Annotated in this window: 25 protein-coding genes and 1 pseudogene; 12 read left to right on the plus strand and 14 right to left on the minus strand. The window is 48.1% G+C overall.

Annotation, left to right across the window (positions count from 1 at the left end; all coding sequences use genetic code 11):
• Positions 1 to 285 precede the first annotated feature (285 nt).
• Genes JCM14467_RS09440 through JCM14467_RS17650 form a run of 4 tightly spaced genes read right to left on the minus strand, consistent with a single transcriptional unit; the run spans position 286 to position 1,850 of the window.
• On the minus strand, positions 286 to 579 hold the full coding sequence (locus JCM14467_RS09440; protein ID WP_054849937.1) for a ferredoxin family protein: 294 nt from the start codon (positions 577 to 579) through the stop codon (positions 286 to 288).
• Positions 576 to 1,256 carry a hypothetical protein gene (locus JCM14467_RS17640; protein ID WP_252901272.1) on the minus strand — a complete coding sequence of 227 codons (681 nt, stop codon included), beginning with the start codon at positions 1,254 to 1,256 and terminating at the stop codon, positions 576 to 578. Before JCM14467_RS17640 ends, JCM14467_RS09440 begins: the two co-directional genes overlap by 4 nt.
• Entirely contained in the window at positions 1,177 to 1,494 is a 318-nt protein-coding gene (locus tag JCM14467_RS17645) for a hypothetical protein (RefSeq protein ID WP_252901273.1), read from the minus strand. The genes JCM14467_RS17640 and JCM14467_RS17645 overlap by 80 nt, the downstream gene beginning before the upstream one ends.
• Before the next feature lie 47 nt (positions 1,495 to 1,541).
• Positions 1,542 to 1,850, minus strand: a complete 309-nt coding sequence (locus JCM14467_RS17650; protein ID WP_252901274.1) for an FAD-dependent oxidoreductase — start codon at positions 1,848 to 1,850, stop codon at positions 1,542 to 1,544.
• A 238-nt stretch (positions 1,851 to 2,088) separates the two neighbouring features.
• Here JCM14467_RS17650 and JCM14467_RS20475 point away from each other — a divergent pair.
• From JCM14467_RS20475 to JCM14467_RS09455, 4 genes and pseudogenes are all read left to right on the plus strand, one after another.
• Positions 2,089 to 3,601: pseudogene (locus JCM14467_RS20475) on the plus strand (radical SAM protein).
• Positions 3,602 to 3,611: 10 nt separating this feature from the next.
• On the plus strand, positions 3,612 to 3,734 hold the full coding sequence (locus tag JCM14467_RS19500) for a hypothetical protein (RefSeq protein WP_256359239.1): 123 nt from the start codon (positions 3,612 to 3,614) through the stop codon (positions 3,732 to 3,734).
• A gap of 10 nt (positions 3,735 to 3,744) precedes the next feature.
• A complete protein-coding gene (locus JCM14467_RS19615) occupies positions 3,745 to 3,903 on the plus strand; it encodes a hypothetical protein (protein WP_304956488.1) in 159 nt (52 codons plus the stop codon).
• Positions 3,904 to 3,905: 2 nt separating this feature from the next.
• On the plus strand, positions 3,906 to 5,021 hold the full coding sequence (locus JCM14467_RS09455; RefSeq protein WP_252901277.1) for a B12-binding domain-containing radical SAM protein: 1,116 nt from the start codon (positions 3,906 to 3,908) through the stop codon (positions 5,019 to 5,021).
• Positions 5,022 to 5,029: 8 nt separating this feature from the next.
• Here JCM14467_RS09455 and JCM14467_RS09460 read toward each other — a convergent pair whose 3' ends face one another.
• From JCM14467_RS09460 to spt4, 3 genes are all read right to left on the minus strand, one after another.
• Positions 5,030 to 5,698, minus strand: a complete 669-nt coding sequence (locus tag JCM14467_RS09460) for a hypothetical protein (RefSeq protein ID WP_054849938.1) — start codon at positions 5,696 to 5,698, stop codon at positions 5,030 to 5,032.
• 84 nt (positions 5,699 to 5,782) lie between these two features.
• Positions 5,783 to 6,181, minus strand: coding sequence for a 30S ribosomal protein S24e (locus JCM14467_RS09465; RefSeq protein ID WP_054849939.1), 399 nt, complete (start codon positions 6,179 to 6,181; stop codon positions 5,783 to 5,785).
• 2 nt (positions 6,182 to 6,183) lie between these two features.
• Positions 6,184 to 6,468, minus strand: a complete 285-nt coding sequence (gene spt4 / locus JCM14467_RS09470) for a transcription elongation factor subunit Spt4 (RefSeq protein ID WP_444823189.1) — start codon at positions 6,466 to 6,468, stop codon at positions 6,184 to 6,186.
• A gap of 77 nt (positions 6,469 to 6,545) precedes the next feature.
• Here spt4 and JCM14467_RS09475 point away from each other — a divergent pair, with 77 nt between their 5' ends.
• Positions 6,546 to 7,226, plus strand: a complete 681-nt coding sequence (locus tag JCM14467_RS09475; protein ID WP_252901290.1) for an endonuclease III domain-containing protein — start codon at positions 6,546 to 6,548, stop codon at positions 7,224 to 7,226.
• On the opposite strand, the gene JCM14467_RS17665 is transcribed toward JCM14467_RS09475, so the two are convergent.
• Complete coding sequence (locus tag JCM14467_RS17665; RefSeq protein WP_252901278.1) at positions 7,223 to 7,393, minus strand: hypothetical protein; 171 nt, start codon at positions 7,391 to 7,393, stop codon at positions 7,223 to 7,225. The genes JCM14467_RS09475 and JCM14467_RS17665 overlap by 4 nt on opposite strands.
• Positions 7,381 to 7,821: a ribosome biogenesis domain-containing protein gene (locus JCM14467_RS09480; RefSeq protein ID WP_252901279.1), complete on the minus strand. Its 441-nt coding sequence runs from the start codon at positions 7,819 to 7,821 to the stop codon at positions 7,381 to 7,383. Before JCM14467_RS09480 ends, JCM14467_RS17665 begins: the two co-directional genes overlap by 13 nt.
• 18 nt (positions 7,822 to 7,839) lie before the next feature.
• On the opposite strand from JCM14467_RS09480, the gene JCM14467_RS17670 reads away from it, so the two are divergent.
• The 5 genes from JCM14467_RS17670 (at position 7,840) to JCM14467_RS09500 (ending at position 13,706) form a co-directional block, all read left to right on the plus strand.
• Positions 7,840 to 8,532, plus strand: coding sequence for a xanthine dehydrogenase family protein molybdopterin-binding subunit (locus JCM14467_RS17670; protein WP_252901280.1), 693 nt, complete (start codon positions 7,840 to 7,842; stop codon positions 8,530 to 8,532).
• Positions 8,533 to 8,563: 31 nt separating this feature from the next.
• Positions 8,564 to 10,171 carry a xanthine dehydrogenase family protein molybdopterin-binding subunit gene (locus JCM14467_RS09485; RefSeq protein WP_252901281.1) on the plus strand — a complete coding sequence of 536 codons (1,608 nt, stop codon included), beginning with the start codon at positions 8,564 to 8,566 and terminating at the stop codon, positions 10,169 to 10,171.
• A 19-nt stretch (positions 10,172 to 10,190) separates the two neighbouring features.
• Complete coding sequence (locus tag JCM14467_RS09490; RefSeq protein ID WP_054849942.1) at positions 10,191 to 11,615, plus strand: FAD binding domain-containing protein; 1,425 nt, start codon at positions 10,191 to 10,193, stop codon at positions 11,613 to 11,615.
• A 113-nt stretch (positions 11,616 to 11,728) separates the two neighbouring features.
• Positions 11,729 to 12,460, plus strand: a complete 732-nt coding sequence (locus tag JCM14467_RS09495) for a mechanosensitive ion channel family protein (protein WP_054849943.1) — start codon at positions 11,729 to 11,731, stop codon at positions 12,458 to 12,460.
• Positions 12,447 to 13,706, plus strand: a complete 1,260-nt coding sequence (locus tag JCM14467_RS09500) for a glycosyltransferase (RefSeq protein WP_252901282.1) — start codon at positions 12,447 to 12,449, stop codon at positions 13,704 to 13,706. The genes JCM14467_RS09495 and JCM14467_RS09500 overlap by 14 nt, the downstream gene beginning before the upstream one ends.
• Here the strand turns inward: JCM14467_RS09500 and JCM14467_RS17675 are convergent.
• From JCM14467_RS17675 to JCM14467_RS09510, 3 genes are read right to left on the minus strand one after another with little or no spacing between them, the layout of a single operon-like run.
• Positions 13,703 to 13,882, minus strand: coding sequence for a hypothetical protein (locus tag JCM14467_RS17675; protein ID WP_252901283.1), 180 nt, complete (start codon positions 13,880 to 13,882; stop codon positions 13,703 to 13,705). The two genes, JCM14467_RS09500 and JCM14467_RS17675, sit on opposite strands and share 4 nt — an antisense overlap.
• Positions 13,879 to 14,100, minus strand: coding sequence for a hypothetical protein (locus JCM14467_RS17680; protein ID WP_252901284.1), 222 nt, complete (start codon positions 14,098 to 14,100; stop codon positions 13,879 to 13,881). Before JCM14467_RS17680 ends, JCM14467_RS17675 begins: the two co-directional genes overlap by 4 nt.
• On the minus strand, positions 14,097 to 14,432 hold the full coding sequence (locus tag JCM14467_RS09510) for a hypothetical protein (protein WP_054849944.1): 336 nt from the start codon (positions 14,430 to 14,432) through the stop codon (positions 14,097 to 14,099). The genes JCM14467_RS17680 and JCM14467_RS09510 overlap by 4 nt, the downstream gene beginning before the upstream one ends.
• 99 nt (positions 14,433 to 14,531) lie before the next feature.
• On the opposite strand from JCM14467_RS09510, the gene JCM14467_RS09515 reads away from it, so the two are divergent.
• On the plus strand, positions 14,532 to 14,789 hold the full coding sequence (locus JCM14467_RS09515) for a ribbon-helix-helix protein, CopG family (RefSeq protein WP_054849945.1): 258 nt from the start codon (positions 14,532 to 14,534) through the stop codon (positions 14,787 to 14,789).
• A 99-nt stretch (positions 14,790 to 14,888) separates the two neighbouring features.
• Here JCM14467_RS09515 and JCM14467_RS09520 read toward each other — a convergent pair whose 3' ends face one another.
• Both JCM14467_RS09520 and JCM14467_RS09525 read right to left on the minus strand, forming a co-directional pair.
• Positions 14,889 to 15,131 (minus strand): hypothetical protein, encoded by a 243-nt coding sequence (locus JCM14467_RS09520; protein WP_054849946.1) that lies wholly within the window; start codon positions 15,129 to 15,131, stop codon positions 14,889 to 14,891.
• Between the two features lie 38 nt (positions 15,132 to 15,169).
• Positions 15,170 to 15,616: an archease gene (locus tag JCM14467_RS09525; RefSeq protein ID WP_054849947.1), complete on the minus strand. Its 447-nt coding sequence runs from the start codon at positions 15,614 to 15,616 to the stop codon at positions 15,170 to 15,172.
• 175 nt (positions 15,617 to 15,791) lie between these two features.
• Between JCM14467_RS09525 and JCM14467_RS09530 the strand changes: the two genes are divergently transcribed.
• Positions 15,792 to 16,147: ATP-binding protein (locus tag JCM14467_RS09530; protein WP_252901285.1), on the plus strand; the 356-nt coding region annotated here is incomplete at its 3' end.

Genomic DNA, 16,147 nt, shown 5'->3' on the forward strand with positions numbered 1-16,147 from the left:
TATCGACTCATCAAGCCATACCTCACGTTAATTCCCCTATCCCTAAAGGAACACATGGAGCAGTTAAATTTAACGGGCTTAACCCTGCTTTAATATTATAATTATGTATGCAAGAATTTCTGAGTTTCCCTGTTAATGCATGATTATAATTGATTACAGCCACTTAAGGTTGAGCATTATATTTAAATTGATTAGCTAGGGCGTAAACCCTCCTATTAAAATCATTGTAATTAGTAGAAATTTAAAATCATGCGAAGTAGAAAGTCACTTAATGCTCGTGGGCTATCACCCAAACCTATATTGCACGCCAAACCCACTCTTCGGGTAATTCCACTCAATGTTGTTCTCAGGGCAGACTGTGCGGCATGTGCCGCACTCTAGGCACCCCTCGTGAGAGAAGAGCACTGTACCGTCGGGGCCCGGCGTGTAGCAGCGGGCTGGGCATAGGAATAGGCAGGGCTTCTTATCGCACTTCCTGCACTGCTCAGGGTCTATGATCCTGATGTGCGGTCTCTGGTCAACATCCCAGGCATTGCTGTTTAATCTCTCCTCGATTGGTATCTTCCTGTCCAGGCTCATAGGTTCATCACCAGCCTGATCGCGTCTTTTGCGAGATCAATTAGTGTTAACTTACCCTTACTCTCTAGGAATGTTGAGCCTAACTTTCTCGGAGTTCCATCAACCTCGAAGTACCTCCTCAGTAGGTTGTTTATCATCCTCACGTAATCATTATACAGCCTCGGATCTATTAAAACCTTGTGTGCATTCCTAAAGGTCCTGAGTTCCCTAAGCACGAAGGACCCCTCAAGCAACTTGCCATAAATGGATAGGGACTCCTCGTCATACTTACCCAGGTCATGCGCCTTAGTAACGGCCTCCGCAGCCAGCCTACCGCTCTCCATTGCGAAGTCCACGCCCCTAATTATTATGCCAAGGTGCAGTAGGAAGCCTGCCGCATCACCAACAACCAGGTAACCATTGCCGTACAGCTTGGGCGGCGCCGCGTTAATGCCGGCAACCGGTGTTAAGTGTGCTGAGTACTCGAGGAGCTGCCCACCCTTAATGAGTCTCTTAACCATTGGGTGGAGCCTAAACTCCTCAATTAAGTCGTGAACTGGTATGTCGAGTTGATACCCATAGCTTAGGTATACCACTATGCCCAGGGTTATCGCCTCCTTATTCGTGTAAATAAAGGCACCACCAGGTAGGTAATGCGTTGGGAAGCCAGCGATTACCCAGCAAGGCCTCATCCTCATCTAGGTTAAACCTCTCATTAATCTCCTCCCTACTCAACTTAATGACCTCCTTAACTCCAAGAGCCACGAGGTCGGGGCTTAACTTTGGTACTAAACCACTTCTCTCGAGTACTAGCCTGTTTATGCCCTCGGCGATTATCGTTACATCACCATAAACCTCATCATTACCTGCCCTAATACCGACAACCCTGCCATCCCTAATGATTAATGAATCAACAGGCACCTCAGAAACAACCACGGCGCCCGCGGACTCGGCCTTCTTATCAAGCCACTCAACGAAGTTCGTTAGGTATGCGTGAATGACCTGTGCTCGACCTTAGTGGTCTCGAAGTCCACCGTTGTCCAGGAGTCCTCGGTCATCATTGTTATCCTCTCCCTCCTAACCCAGCGCTCCACGGGAGCCTCCTTAACATACTCAGGATACAGCTTATCGAGGACGTGCGCGTAGATCCTACCGCCAAATACATTCTTTGAGCCGGGCTTCTTACCACGCTCAATAACCAACACCTTAAACCCTTTACTCGCTAATTGCTGAGCGGCGGTAAGTCCCGCTGGTCCTGCGCCAACCACTATCACATCGAACTTGGTTCCCACGAGGTCAGGGATTAGACATACAGCTTATTAAGTATTAACGCTAAATAGATTTATTTAATTCAATTTAATACTCTTTTGATGGGTGATGATAACGAACCCAGCGGAATAGAATGACGCAGCTCTATCCTGGCTGATATACTCAAAAGAGTTTTGCTGCCTCGAAAAGCTACGTAGAAATCTCACGTTGCATTTCGAGTAAACAGGCTTAATTCTAGAGATCTAAAAAGATTTTGTTGGTATGTCATCATTAGGCGAACATATTGATCAGATGATAGAGAAGAAGGTTGAGGATTCAGGAAGTGGTGCTGGCGCATTAATAGCGGCGATAAGGTTATTGAATAAGGGCGTTGTCAGGTGGGCACTTAGGGTATTAACTAAGGAGGTTGAATTCAATGGCGAAAGGAAACCATTAATGGAGTGGGTATTGGCAAAGTACGCAGGAGAAACCCAGTGTCCAACAGTAACGCACTTCGTTGCGCCATTCTTCGAGATGGGCATGAAACTCGCCACGGCCTGGCTACACGCCGATGAGGAACCCATAAAGCAATTACTGAGCGATCCAGCGATTAGGAGGGGCATAGTCACAACGCTTAGGGGTATTGCGTTGTTCGGCGTAACGACACCGCAGAAGTTACCTGCCCCATTCTTCATAGTCTGGAACTTCACAAACGCATGCAACCTTAAGTGCATGCACTGCTACCAAAACGCCGGTAAGCCACTACCGAATGAGTTAACGCTTGAGGAGAAGCTTAGAGTCGTGAAGGAGCTTGACGAGGCTGGAGTACCTGCAATCGCCCTATCAGGTGGTGAACCAACAGTCCATAGGGACTTCTGGCCAGTACTTGCCGAAATAAACAGGAGGGGCTTCTACTCAGCCATTGCGACTAATGGAACCACATTCGCAAACCTAGAATTCGCAGAGAGGGCTAAGAAGCTTGGGCTTAGGTACGTCGAGATAAGCATAGACGCTGCCGACCCAAACGTCCACGATAAGTTCAGGGGCGTACCAGGAGCCTGGGCTAAGGCCGTGCAGGGACTAAAAAAATGCCGTTAAGCTCGGCTTCAGCGCCGCCCTCGCATTCACGGTGACTAAGTACAATATTCACGAGGTTGATAAGATACTCGACCTAGCCCAGGAAATCGGCGTTAAGAGGGTCGTGTTCTTCAACTTCATCCCAGTCGGTAGGGGTCGTGAGAACCTGGAGATTGATCTGTCGCCTGAGGAGAGGGAGGATTTCCTTAGGCACGTTTATAAGGAGATGAAGAGGAGGAAGATGGAGATCATAAGCACGGCACCGCAGTACGGCAGGGTCGTCAATCAATTAAGTGGTGGTGAAGACGTATCGCCAACCCACTTCGTAGTTGCTAATGACCCAATAACCAGGGAGTTAACGGAGTTCATTGGCGGCTGCGGTGCTGGTCGTGTGTACGCGGCTATCGAACCTGAGGGTACCGTCACACCATGCGTCTTCCTACCATACCCAGTGGGCAACCTTAGGACTAAGTCCTTCTGGGACATCTGGATGGATCCGTTCATGGAGAATTTCAGGGATAGGGATAGGCTTGAGGGGTTCTGCGGTAGGTGCCCGTATAAGTTGATCTGTGGTGGTTGTAGGGCCAGGGCGTATAACTACTTCGGTGATGTACTCGCACCAGACCCAGGCTGCATATACAACTCGGCTGAGTGGAGGAAGTTGCAGGAGGATGTATTGAAGATTAAGGTGAAGGTGTCGCCACTAGTCTTTAAGTGAGGCGATTAGCGTGAAAGTATTACTCGCGGTTCCTCCAGGTATTGATAAGTTGGAGCTGTATAAGGTGCTTGGCTTAAGGCCCCGCCACTCGGGCTTGCTGGATAGCTGCGGTTCTCGAGAGGGCTGGGCATAAAGTTAGGATAATCGACTCACCAACAGAGGGCATTGATCAAAAGACGTTTATGAATGAGGTCAAGTCCTGGCAACCGGACGTTGTTGGGATAACGGCAATAACACCAACCGTGTATAAGCCTATGAAACGGCCAAGGCTATCAAGGAGTATGATAGGGACCTGCCAGTAATAATGGGTGGTCCTCACGTAACCTTCATGTACGAGGAGGCGCTCAACAATAACGTTGATGTTGTAGTTAGGGGTGAGGGTGAGTACACAACACTTGAGCTCATAAATACTATGGAGAAGTATGGGTTAGATCCAACGAGATTAAGGACAATAAGGGGTTTAGCGTTTAAGGATGGGGATCAGGTAATTAGGACTCAGGATAGGCCACCCATTAGGAACCTGGATGAGTTACCACCGCCAGCCCGTCACCTACTGCCCATGGATAAGTACACACTCTTCGGTAAGCCCATTAGGATAGTTCACGTGATGGCAAGTAGGGGTTGCCCATATGGTTGTTCTTTCTGTTCCACGTCATACTTCTGGGGCCGCATGATTAGGTATAGGTCTGCCAAGGCGGTGGTTGATGAGATCGAGGATGCGGTAAATAGGTATAAGACGAACATAATAGTGTTCACGGATGACGAGTTCACACTCGGTAAGAGGTTCGTTTACGAATTCCTCAGGGAGCTTGAGGAGAGGAAGCTTGACATAAACTTCTCCTGCGGCTCAAGGGTCGACACAATCGATAAGGAGATGATGATTGCACTGAAGAACCATGGGTGCACCGCGCTATACTTCGGCGTTGAGTCTGGGAGTCAGGACACAATTAATAAGATCGGCAAGAGGATAACTCTCGAGCAGGCTGTTAAGGTGTTTCAGTGGGCTAAGGAGGTTAAGATAGACCACGTGGGCTCCTTCGTAATAGGCTTCCCATGGGAGTCTATCGATGATATGAAGAATACGGTGAGGTTCGCCATGAAGCTCGACCCAACCTACGCCCAATTCACAGTAGCCACACCATACCCAGGCACACCGCTTTACTACCAAGCGCTTAGTGATAATCTCATTGAGGATTGGAATTGGGAGCACTGGACGACTCTTAAGGCTGTGATGAGGGGTTACAGATTCACTAAGGAGCAGGCTCAGAAGATGCTCCAGTGGGCGTATGTGAAGTACTATAGTAGGCTTGGCTTTTTAGTGCGTGAGTTGATACATGGTAGGCTGGGCACGATAATATCAGCCATAAAGAACTCCCTGGTTCCCTGGTTCACGGAGAGGCTGCTGAGACGCGGTGAGTAATTAAGTAACTAAGTCGTGGCGTTGAGTATCTCCCTTAAGATCGTTAGGTTTCTCCTACCTGGCAGTGTGGCATTGATGAAGGAGTCACGGTCCAGGTTCACGCCCCACCTGCTGATTATACTCAGCACATTATCAAGGTCGTCACCAAACGAGCCACTCTCGACATAGTTATGTACCATATTCAATGCGCTATACACAGTATCTAGTCCATAAACCCTGGCTAGCCACATGATTATGTCAGGCACGTTTAGGATGACCATGTTCTTATCGCTTAACCTAATGATTAACCTCATGTATAGTGTTGTGACGTTATTCACGGTAACACACTGCACCTTATCACAATCATTATCGCTTACGATGAAGTTCTCATGAATCTTAATACTACCAGTCCCGAACTCGATCGACAGGAAGGCACTAAGCCTACCCAGTCTAAATATTTCTATCTCATTACCAAGCCGCTCAACAATCCTCCTCATGCGCCTAAAGAATCTATGGACATCATTCCTACTGCAATTCCTCACTGTGAGTGGTGTTGTGGCGAGGACTGGTAAATCCATGCAGTTAAGGCCGAGGTTTTTACAGAACTCCGTCCTTTTATATAGTATGAATAGTATTAGGTGTAGTGTGTCCAGGTATTTAATTGGGCATTCGTTAACAGGTACTTCCCTAAAATCCATAAGTGTGCTATCACCTCATTATTGGTCATTTACTTAAAAATCTATTGATCTAATACAGATGTGATTTAGATGTGTAGATTACTATTACTTCTTAGCCGCAGCCTTCTTCTCAGTCTTCCTCTTCTTCATCTCCTCACGAATCTTCTTAGCCTCCTCCTTAGGAATGTTCCTGAGCCTTATGTAGAGTGGTTCCACTTTCTCGCCGGTGCTTGGGTCGTCATAGACGTGGGCTTCGATAATGCTCCTGTGCTTACCGTACTCGGTGATCACCCTTATGATGTACACCTGCTTAACATCAACGCCCATGGCCTTGGCAATCTCCTCACGTAACTGAACCCTGCTCGGTGTTGGTAATCCCACGTGCCATGCCTCGGCGGTCACCTCCTTGCGCCCAATGACCTTATTCTCCCTAATGTTGAGCAACTTGAATACAAGCTTACCCGCCTCAACACCCTCCGGCAGTTTTGGCATTGGTATTGACATCATTAATTGACGTGGAGGAACCCCTTAATAAGTATTAAATTGGTTATTTCCGGGTCACAGCACCTCGATTGCGTACATACCAGCTTGGTGATGCCGAGTCTCTTGGCTATGCAGGATTCCTCGGGCTTAAGTATTATTATCAGGCCCATCCAATCCTTCGTGAAGTCAGTACCACCGCACACTGGGCACTTCTCGGTATCCTCAGGCACCACGGCCTTGCAATTCCTACAAGCCTTATAACCAGGCAGTGGACTGCGCCTGACCGGTCTCCTACCCCTCGCACTCATTACACGTGTTGCGCGGGTTTACTTTAATAAGGCTTATCCAGGTACTGTGCTCGGTAATGAACGAGACCGTGAATAGGATGATCGAGGTATTCAAGAACATGAGGGACGAACTCGAGAGTGTGGGTTGGTACCCAGTTGATGCGGAGTCTACGAGGTGGTGGGGTGGTGCGGAAACACCTGATGAGGTTGTTATCACTGCAATACTCGTTCAACAAACCCGCTGGGACGTGGTTCATGAGGTACTTAACAGGCTTAGGGAGCTTGGCCTAAATACCCTCAGGGGCATTGCCGATGTTGACCCTAATTACCTGGCCGAGGTCATTAAGGGCGTTAATTACAGGTTCACGAAGGCCCAGAGACTCGTTAAGCTTGCCCGTAATATTACGATGATTGGCGGTTTAGAGAAACTAAGGTTGAGGAGCGATGTTAGGGATTTCCTGCTTAATCAGGAGGGTGTTGGTAGGGAGACCGCAGACTCAATAATGCTCTTTGCCCTAAACATACCAACACTACCCATTTCACAATACACGAAGCGGGTGCTTAATAGGGTATTGGGCATTAACCCCGGCAACGATTATGACTTGTGGAAGAGGACGCTTGAGGAGTTGATACTGAGGGACTTATACATTTACAAGTTGGTGCATGCTTCCGTGGTCACAATCGGTAAGACGTACTGCCTACCTAATAACCCGCAATGCGATAAGTGTCCATTGAGGGGCATTTGCCTATACGCCAATGGTGGGAGAGGCAGCCGTTAATCACTACTTGTTAGCGCTTTCATTAACTGTTCAAGTCCATGGTCAACAGCATCAACACCCAATAACTCCCTCTCCGGCGATAAATCACCCACTGCATACCTCTCAAGGTACTTCTGGTTAATAATTATGAAGTTTGGCCCCCACTTATATAGCTTCAAGACCTCCATGCTTCGTCCCTGAAGCCCATTATGTATAGGGCCGCGGCTACGGCCTCGATAGTGCTCAGTATGTATGGCTTGCCGTAGTGCGTTGGGTTAGCGGCTATGAGTAGTGGTAGTCTCCTCCTAATGAATCGGCCATGGATAAGCCTTGAATGAATATCAACAGCCCTTTTCCAGGAGCAGTCAATGAGTGATAAACCCCTTGATTCGGCAATAGCCCTATCACTGGGCATTAGTGGGGTTTTGACCGTTGGGTCAAGCATTATTGAGCCACTCGGTAACGCCTTAATACCATTAACCAACTGTGCAAACCCGAACCTGGTAAGCTTAATTGCCGTATTCTTCCTCGGGTCATCCTGTGGCAGCCTATAAATGAAGATCCTGAATGCCACAATACTCCACAGTGTTAAATAACTTAATGCTTTAATAACCAATTCCCCATACTAGCAGTAATGAGTAAATTGCCTCATTATCGGGAGGGTCTCCGCGCGGTGACAGGCTCCGGTGAGTATATCGATGATATACCCACGCCTCCAGGTACGCTCTACATGGCGATTTACAGGAGCCCCTACGCCCACGCTCGAATACTTAGGGTCGACCTGAGCGGTGTCTTTGAGCATGGCGGTATTGCCTATGGACCAAGCGAACTGGCTAAGGTGATCCCAAACCCATTCCCACTTGCGGTGGATGCCCCGATTAAGTACTACCCATTCGCACGGGATAAGGCTAGGTTTGTTGGTGAGCCTATAGCCGTGGTCCTCGCTGATGATCCCTACAGGGCTATTGACCTGCTTGACTATGTTCAAGTCGATTTCGAGCCATTAAAACCAGTACTGACCTTCGATGATGCGTTAAAGGGTGAGGTCCTCGTTCATGAGGAGCTTAAGTCGAATGTAGCCATGTATAGGCACATGAAGTTTGGCCCAGTGGATAAGGTATTTTCTGAGACCCCCGTGATTGTGAAGCGCGAATTCTATTATCAGAAGTATAATGCAATGCCCCTGGAGACCTACGGAGTCCTTGCGCATTATGTAAATGGTGAGTTAAATGTATGGGCTAACGTTCAGGGACCAATGTTAATAGCGTACTTCATAACGAGGGCACTGGGATTACCGAACGGGCAGTCTCAGGCTTTTTGGACCTAGGGACGTTGGCGGCAGCTTCGGTTCTAAGTACATGCTATACCCATACATAACACTGGCAGCTGCTGCATCCATGCTGAGCGGTAAGCCCGTTAAGTGGGTTGAGAGTAGGACCGAGCACTTGGTCGGTAGTAACTCGGGCGGTGCTAGGAAGGGTGTTGTAGAGGTTGCGGCCACTAAGGATGGACTTATTCAGGGGTTTAAGTATAGGTTTTATGAGGACGTTGGTGCGTATCCAAGACCACCTGATCCCGGCGTGCTGTTTAGGGTTCATGGTAACATGAACGGCGCCTACGACGTCAGGGCTATTGAGGTTGAGGACTACGTGGTAGTCACAAATAAGTTACCATCAGGTCTCAATAGGGCGTATGGTGGGCCACCATTCTACTTCATGCTTGAGGTTGCTGTTAATGAGTTAGCCCGTGAACTCGGTATAGATCCACTCGAGCTCAGGGTTAAGAATCTCATTAGGGAGTTCCCGAAGAAGATCGGCGATGAGTATTTCTACGAGACCGTGACTGGTGGTTTATACCCCAGGCAGGACTATGAGAGGGTTGTCAGGGCAATAGAACCGGAGTATAAGCGTTGGCTTGAGGAAAGGAGGAAGAACCCAAACATTGGTGTTGGCATTGCCGTACTCGTTGAGCCTGCAGGTACTAACTTGGGCTATACGGACCTAGCCATTGAGCCAAGTAAGCGTAAGTATCCGCACTCTGGCTCTGGCTCCTACGTAACCATTAGCATTGACATGAGTGGCTACATTAGGGTTTTTGTTAACGGCACTAATGAGGGGCTTGGTCATGAAACAACGCTTGCCGAGGTGGTTGCGTCGGAACTTGGTGTTGATCCATCAATCATCACCGTTGAGAATAGGGTTGATACCACAAGGACGTGGGCGTTATCCGATGGTTCATACTCGTCCAGGTTTGCCCCAATAGTGGTTAGTGCCGCAATACTTGCGGCTAGGCAGTTAAGGGAGAAGTTGACGAGGCTCGCCATGGCGATTTTAGGCACAGATAAGGTTGGTTATGAGAATGGCCAGTTCTATGACGTGAATAACCCAAGCAGGAGAATCGACATTAGGAGGATTGTTTCATCAGTTAATTGGGATCCAGGTTCATTACCGGAGGGTTTAGATGCATCATTAAGCGCAACCGTGTTTTACCAACCACCAACGGTTAAGGCTGCTGAGGGTGATAGGATTAACTCATCCGCCACATATGCAATTCAGGCACAACTTGCCGTTATTGAACTTGATCCGAATACGTACGACATTAGGGTTAAGAAGTATGTAGTAGCGCATGATGCTGGGAGAATACTCAAGAGGGAATTCGTCGATGGACAGTTAATGGGTGGTTTAATGCACGGCCTTGCCCTCACTCTTTATGAGGAGTTAATGTATGATGATCAGGGCAACCCATTAACAACTAGTCTCGACATTTACGAGTCACCAACGTTCGCGGAAGCCGTAGGTATGGAGGTGGAATTCATACACTTTGAGACACCGACAAAGCACCTAGTCTCTGGTGCGCATGGTGTTGGTGAGGGCGTGATGATGGGAGTGCCAGCAGCAATTGTTAACGCCCTAGCCTCAATAATTGGTAAGGCAATTACGGACCTACCACTAAGGCTTATAAGATAATGAGGGCGATCGAGAGGTGATGGGCATGGCATACGCACTCGGTATCCCCAGGGGATTTAAGTACGTCAGGGCGTCCACAATTGATGAGGCCTTGAAATTACTCAATGAGTATGGCGGTGATGCTAAGGTGCTTGCTGGCGGCATGAGCCTAATGCCAATGCTCAAGCTTAGGATGACTGAGGTTAAGTACCTAGTCGACATATTGGGCATTAATGATCTTAGGTATGTCAGGGTTGACGGTAATTACCTGAGGATTGGCGCATTGGTTACGCATAATGACGTCGCGATGAACAGGCTCATTAATGACCACGCGAAGATACTGAGTGAATCAGCGTGGCACATAGCCGATATCCAGGTTAGGAACTTAGGCACAATAGGCGGTAGCATAGCGCATGCGGACCCAGCTGCTAATTACTACCCGGTCCTCATAGCCCTGGATGCCGAGGTCGTGATTAAGGGCGCTGATACGGAAAGGGCGGTCAAGGTCTCAGACCTATATAAAGGGCCGTACTTCACTGACCTAAGGCCTAGCGAGATAATTACGGAGGTTAGAATACCGCTTAATGGCTTCAGGGGCGTTTATGAATTCTTCAGAAGGGGTGGCGCTGCATTCCCAAGCGTTATTGTTGCGGTCACTTATCAGGAGAGGGATGGCGTTATCGTGGACTCCAGGATAGTGATTGGTGCTGTTTATCCCGAGCCCGTTCTAGTGAGCGGTCATTTGAATGGACTTGGAGTTAAGGAGGTTGGTGTTAAGGCGAGCGATATTGTTAATTCCATATTCTCATCAATAGACACTAAGCCGCTTGAGGACACCCACGCACCTGGTGATTATAAGGTTAGGGTTGCCAGGAACCTACTGACTAAGGCATTAACGGAGATAGCCAGTGGCTCAATACAATATATTAAGGCAACTACTAAAGATGAATTAATTAAGTGGGAGTTCAGGGATGGCGTTGAGTACGTGGGTGATCTAGTCAGGGTTAGGGTTAATGTTAATGGGCAGTGGATTGAGGACCTTGTGGAGCCTAGGCTATTACTTCTCGACTTCTTAAGGAGGCATGGCTTTAGGGAGGTTAGGCGTGGCTGTGATGAGGGTAAGTGCGGTGCGTGTACGGTCCTCGTCGATGGTAGGGCTGTGAAGTCCTGCATGGTGCCCGTGGTCAGGGTCTCCGGGCACTCAGTCACTACGGTAAGGGGCTTGAGTAAGGGCATGGAGCTTCACCCAATACAGAGGGCATTCCTTGAGGAGTATGCAATGCAGTGTGGTTATTGCACTCACGGCTTCATGATGGTTACTCATGACTACCTCACAAACATAGACCCAACGGCTAATGACGAGATACTGAAGCTAAGTATTAAGAATATTTGTCGCTGCACGGGCTACATGAACATAATCAAGGCAATCAAGAGGGCTGCTAAGTACATGAGTGGATCAGCCTAGGTTTACTTCTTTCTATCTCTTTTAATATCAAAATAATAACGCAATCAAATGGTATTACGGTAATGGCAATAATCCCAAAATATTAAATACCTCGCCATAAACCTCTTTTAATAATGAGTTCTGCTGTGAATTCAACAGCAGCGCAGACCGAGGTATTTGGCTTCATACCACAGGGTGTGTTTTACACGGTACTCACTGCCGTGGTAATAATCGTCGTGGGTTACGTGGTTGGTAGGCTCGTGGAGATACTAATCAAGAAAATATCATACACCACCGGGCTCGACGCCTTCTTCAGAAAGACCTCCGTAGGCCGCGCACTACTTAGGAGCGGTTATACGGCTGGTGACTTCCTGGGCCTATTCGTTAAGTGGGTTATTTACATAGCGGCTATTTTCTACGCACTCCTTGAATTATCCTACGCAAGCCCAAACCTGGCATTCCTATATGACACGTCCAAGAGCGTATTGACATACCTGCCATACCTCGTCTCCGGCGTTATTATCCTAATCATTGGTTTAATAATGGTTGATTGGATAAGTGATTACTTCAAGCGTAGTTACCCAACTAATGATCAATATGCACAGACATTACTTAACTTCGTTGGTGATGCCTTCAGGTTTATCCTTTACTACATGGTCATAACAATAGCCCTGAGTGTCATGAAGGTTAACGTGACAATACTCTACATATTCGCCCAGGGACTCGCGTGGGCGGTTGCCATTGGGCTTGGCGTGGCGATAGGCCTTGTGCTCGCCGTACCATTGAGGGAACCATTGAGGAGGTTCCTCGAGCGTGAGTGGCCACAGACAGGTAGGAGTGAAAGGAGGGGTGATGGGGGTGGCTAAGTCCGTCATTGGCGTTATAATGTATCAGACGAGCAATAGTAAAGGGCAGGAATTGGTTGCCCAGAGGATGGTTAAGTGGTTCCTTAGGCTTGGTTATGAGGCTTACCTAATAACGAGCATTTACCATGACGGTAATGAGGTCATTAGGAGAAGGACCGTGGAGACATCACTGGAGGGCTACATATTTCAGGAGAAGGACCCAGCCATTGGACTGCCCACGATTAGGGTTGATAGTTACATGGCCAAGTGGCCCCCGAGGAGGATCATGTTCAAGAACTTCGTCGATGTGCTCAGGAGGATCAGTGAGAACTTCAGTGTCAACGCATTGATAACGCACTCCACACTTTGGAATGGACCTGAGGACACGGCTAAGTACGTGATGTGGAGGAGGATGCTAACAACATTCGGTCTCGAGGGCGGCAACGTATTCTTCGGCCATATGAGCCACTACCAACCGCCTGACCCAACTAGGTATGACGTTGTCGAGAGGACCTATAGGCTTGCCTGGAACCACATGGCCTTCCCGGAGATCTTTAAGGCAGCAAACCTAGTCCTATGCGTGACGCCACTCGAGGGTGAGGAGATGATCAGGATGGGTGCCAGGCCTGAGCAGATATACGTGTTCCCAGGCGGTATTGACGATGATGAGGTCGCCGACTTAAGCGCCGTTGACTCGAGCGACTTCAGGGTTAAGTACAGGATACCGGATGACGTCAAGATTGTGGCTTACCTAGGCACAGTTGAGGAGAGAAAGAATCCACTGGCCGTTGTTAGGGTGGCTAAGATACTTAGGCATAGGCGTGACGTGCACTTCGTGATCGCAGGTAAGCCAGGTGATCAATGGGATGAGGTCGTTAGGGAGAGTAGGGACTTGAAGAACGTCACCCTGACTGGGGAGTTGAGTGTTGAGGATAAGAAGAAGTTAATCAAGGAGGCCTACGTGAACATAATAATGAGTAAGATGGAGGCCCTTGGACTAACCCAGCTGGAGTTTATGTATGGTGGTGTCCCGGTAATTACGTCAGCGGTCTACGGGCAGAAGTGGGTTGTTAGGGATGGGGTTGATGGTATTCATGTTAATGGGCCAGACGACATCGAGGGTGCGGCCAAGGCCGTGGAGAGACTCCTGGATCATCCTGAGGAGAGGGATAGGATGGGTAGGAATGCCAGGGAGAGAGCATCGCAGTTGCTGATGAGTAAGCTCGTTAAGGAGCTTGCGGTTAAGATCGAGGAGTACCTACGTTAGGGATCCGTTAACATGCTATTGAATTGTTCAACTATTGAGTAGACGACCCAAGCCATCTCTACGGACCACAGGAAGTAGATGAGGGGCGTGATATTCACGGTAACCCCATAGGCACTGATAGTACTTGGTACAGAGAGGAATATGGCCGTTATCAACGTAGCCTCACCAAGAATCACAGGGTATGCAAGTACGTGACCCGCCAATAAACCACGTAGGAAGCCAGTACGGCGAAGGCGATTATCAACGTGATGTACTCGCCCAGGGCCACAAACCTAAAGGGTAGGTGAGCCATGAATGAGCTAAGTAATGAGTATAGTACCAGCATTAGTATTAGGAGTAGTACATCACCCACGGCATTAATGGCGCCACTTATTAATCTGTCCCTGATCCTCATGATGGGGTCACCGTACTCGTAACATTGGCAATGCCAGGTATCGATACAGTGATACTTATTGGCGAGCCCAATGATGTTATTGGCATGGTTAAGTTGCCGAACCCGTAAGGCTCGACGTAAATGCTCCTTGACATGGTACCCTGACTAATCGTTATTATAATAGGCAATGGCAGTGGATTATGAATAGCAAAGACTAGGTAATAATTACTGTCAACCTGGCGAATACTCGCACTAACGTACCTGGATAAATTACCCACCTTTAATGCGGAGATCCCAATCACAATGAGTGTGATCACGAGCGCCAGTAGGGACAAACCAATGGCTACCCTCACAATAATCAATTCAACCCATGGGTAAATAAGTATTAACGTCCCGCGTCATGAATCACACTAGGATTTATATACTCTCTGGCGTGACTAGGGATGTGAAGTATGGGTAAGATAAGGGTGAGTATTTACATAGATGAGGATTTATGGAGAGAGTTCAGGAGGTATGCTGCCGAGAAAGGGTTAAGCGCCAGTGAATTACTGGAGGAATTGATTAGGGAGGAATTAATGACTGGACTTAATTCATCAATACCCGAAGGAGAGGATTATCCAGAACCTAATTTCGACCCAATCAAACCCAGAGAGCCTGTAAGTGACTTCGTAAGGGAAATGAGAGATGAAAGAGACAGTAATTTACTTTGAATAATTCTCATTGTAAATTTCGGTATTAAGAGTAATCACGACCGACAAAGGGGTTATGTAAGGTATTAATTGATTAAAGATTGTTAATTAATGCCTATGTCATAGTGCCTGCAATCCTCTCGTCACTAATATGGCCCCTACCCAGGCAATCACGGCCAGGAAAGCGACTTTATACGTGACTATAGCTAGGACGTAGAGCACGCTCTCCAATGAGGGTGGTTGTGGTATTGATATGCTCGTGAGTAGTTCCATATATGCAAGTGCGGAGGCCGCGAGTAGTAGGGCGATGCCAATACCGATGAGTACTAGTCCAACCCTGCGCTTGGTTGGGTTTGATGACATACAGTAGTTGGTATTGCACAATACTTTTAATGCATTAACTAGATATCGACCACGAACCTAAGCCTCCAGTAATTATTGACCTTCCCAATCTCCATCATGTTGTAGGTCATTGCCTTAACAATCAAACCCCTATAACCATGCTTATTAACGTCAAAGTGCTCACCACCAACCACAGCCCTAGCCCTATACGGGCCATTACCCTCAATCCTCACATCCCTGAAGTAATCGCCGTAGGCGAACTTCCTACCATCAAATAGGTAAATAAACTCATCAATCCAATTAAAGAGCAATTGCTCCAGGTCCTCACCCTCGACATTAACCTCAACGAATTCCCTGGCCTCAACCCTATCGGTGTAGTACGTTAGGTTAGCCACACCCAACGCCGCGTTTGTGAAGGCCTCCTCAAGCGTGCAGCCATAGGCTATCACGGCGATGTCTGCCGTGTGCTCCCCATACTCGTACCTGGCGGGTAATTGGCACTGCATTGATTTTGCCCTAGCTAAGGCCCCTTTAACAACCTTACGTGTTACTAACGCATGAGAGTAATTTTAATGCAGATAATGAATGAAATACTGCGTATCAATGGGTTTGTGTCATTAATATATTAGTTATGTTAATCCGCTGGATAAGGAGCAACTGGTTGAGGTTGGTGTTGTTGACTTGAGGAAGAGGTTCCTCGAGGTTGTTAGGCAGGCCATGGCGGAGAATGCCCTGACGAGGATTGCTTGGTCAGCCTATGAACTAGCCCACGACTTAATAAAGGCAGGCAGGAGGAAAGTAGCCATACTAGCCGACGACGTATTCCAAGTCATCGGAATCAGGGAGTCAGCAATGTACGTGAAGGCGTTATTAAACCTAATCGAATACCCGCCAGCCGAGTATGAGAGGGTCATAACCGTGGCCGCAACAAGCGAGGGACTTTCAAGGAGGGAAATTGGCCGCCACAGGTGGGCCGACCTAGACGCCATGTGGAACATAACGAAGGAAGGCTTTAGGCAACTCTACGAGCAATTGCC

The organism is Vulcanisaeta sp. JCM 14467 (assembly GCF_001316245.1).
In the GTDB taxonomy this organism is placed as follows: Archaea; Thermoproteota; Thermoprotei; order Thermoproteales; family Thermocladiaceae; genus Vulcanisaeta.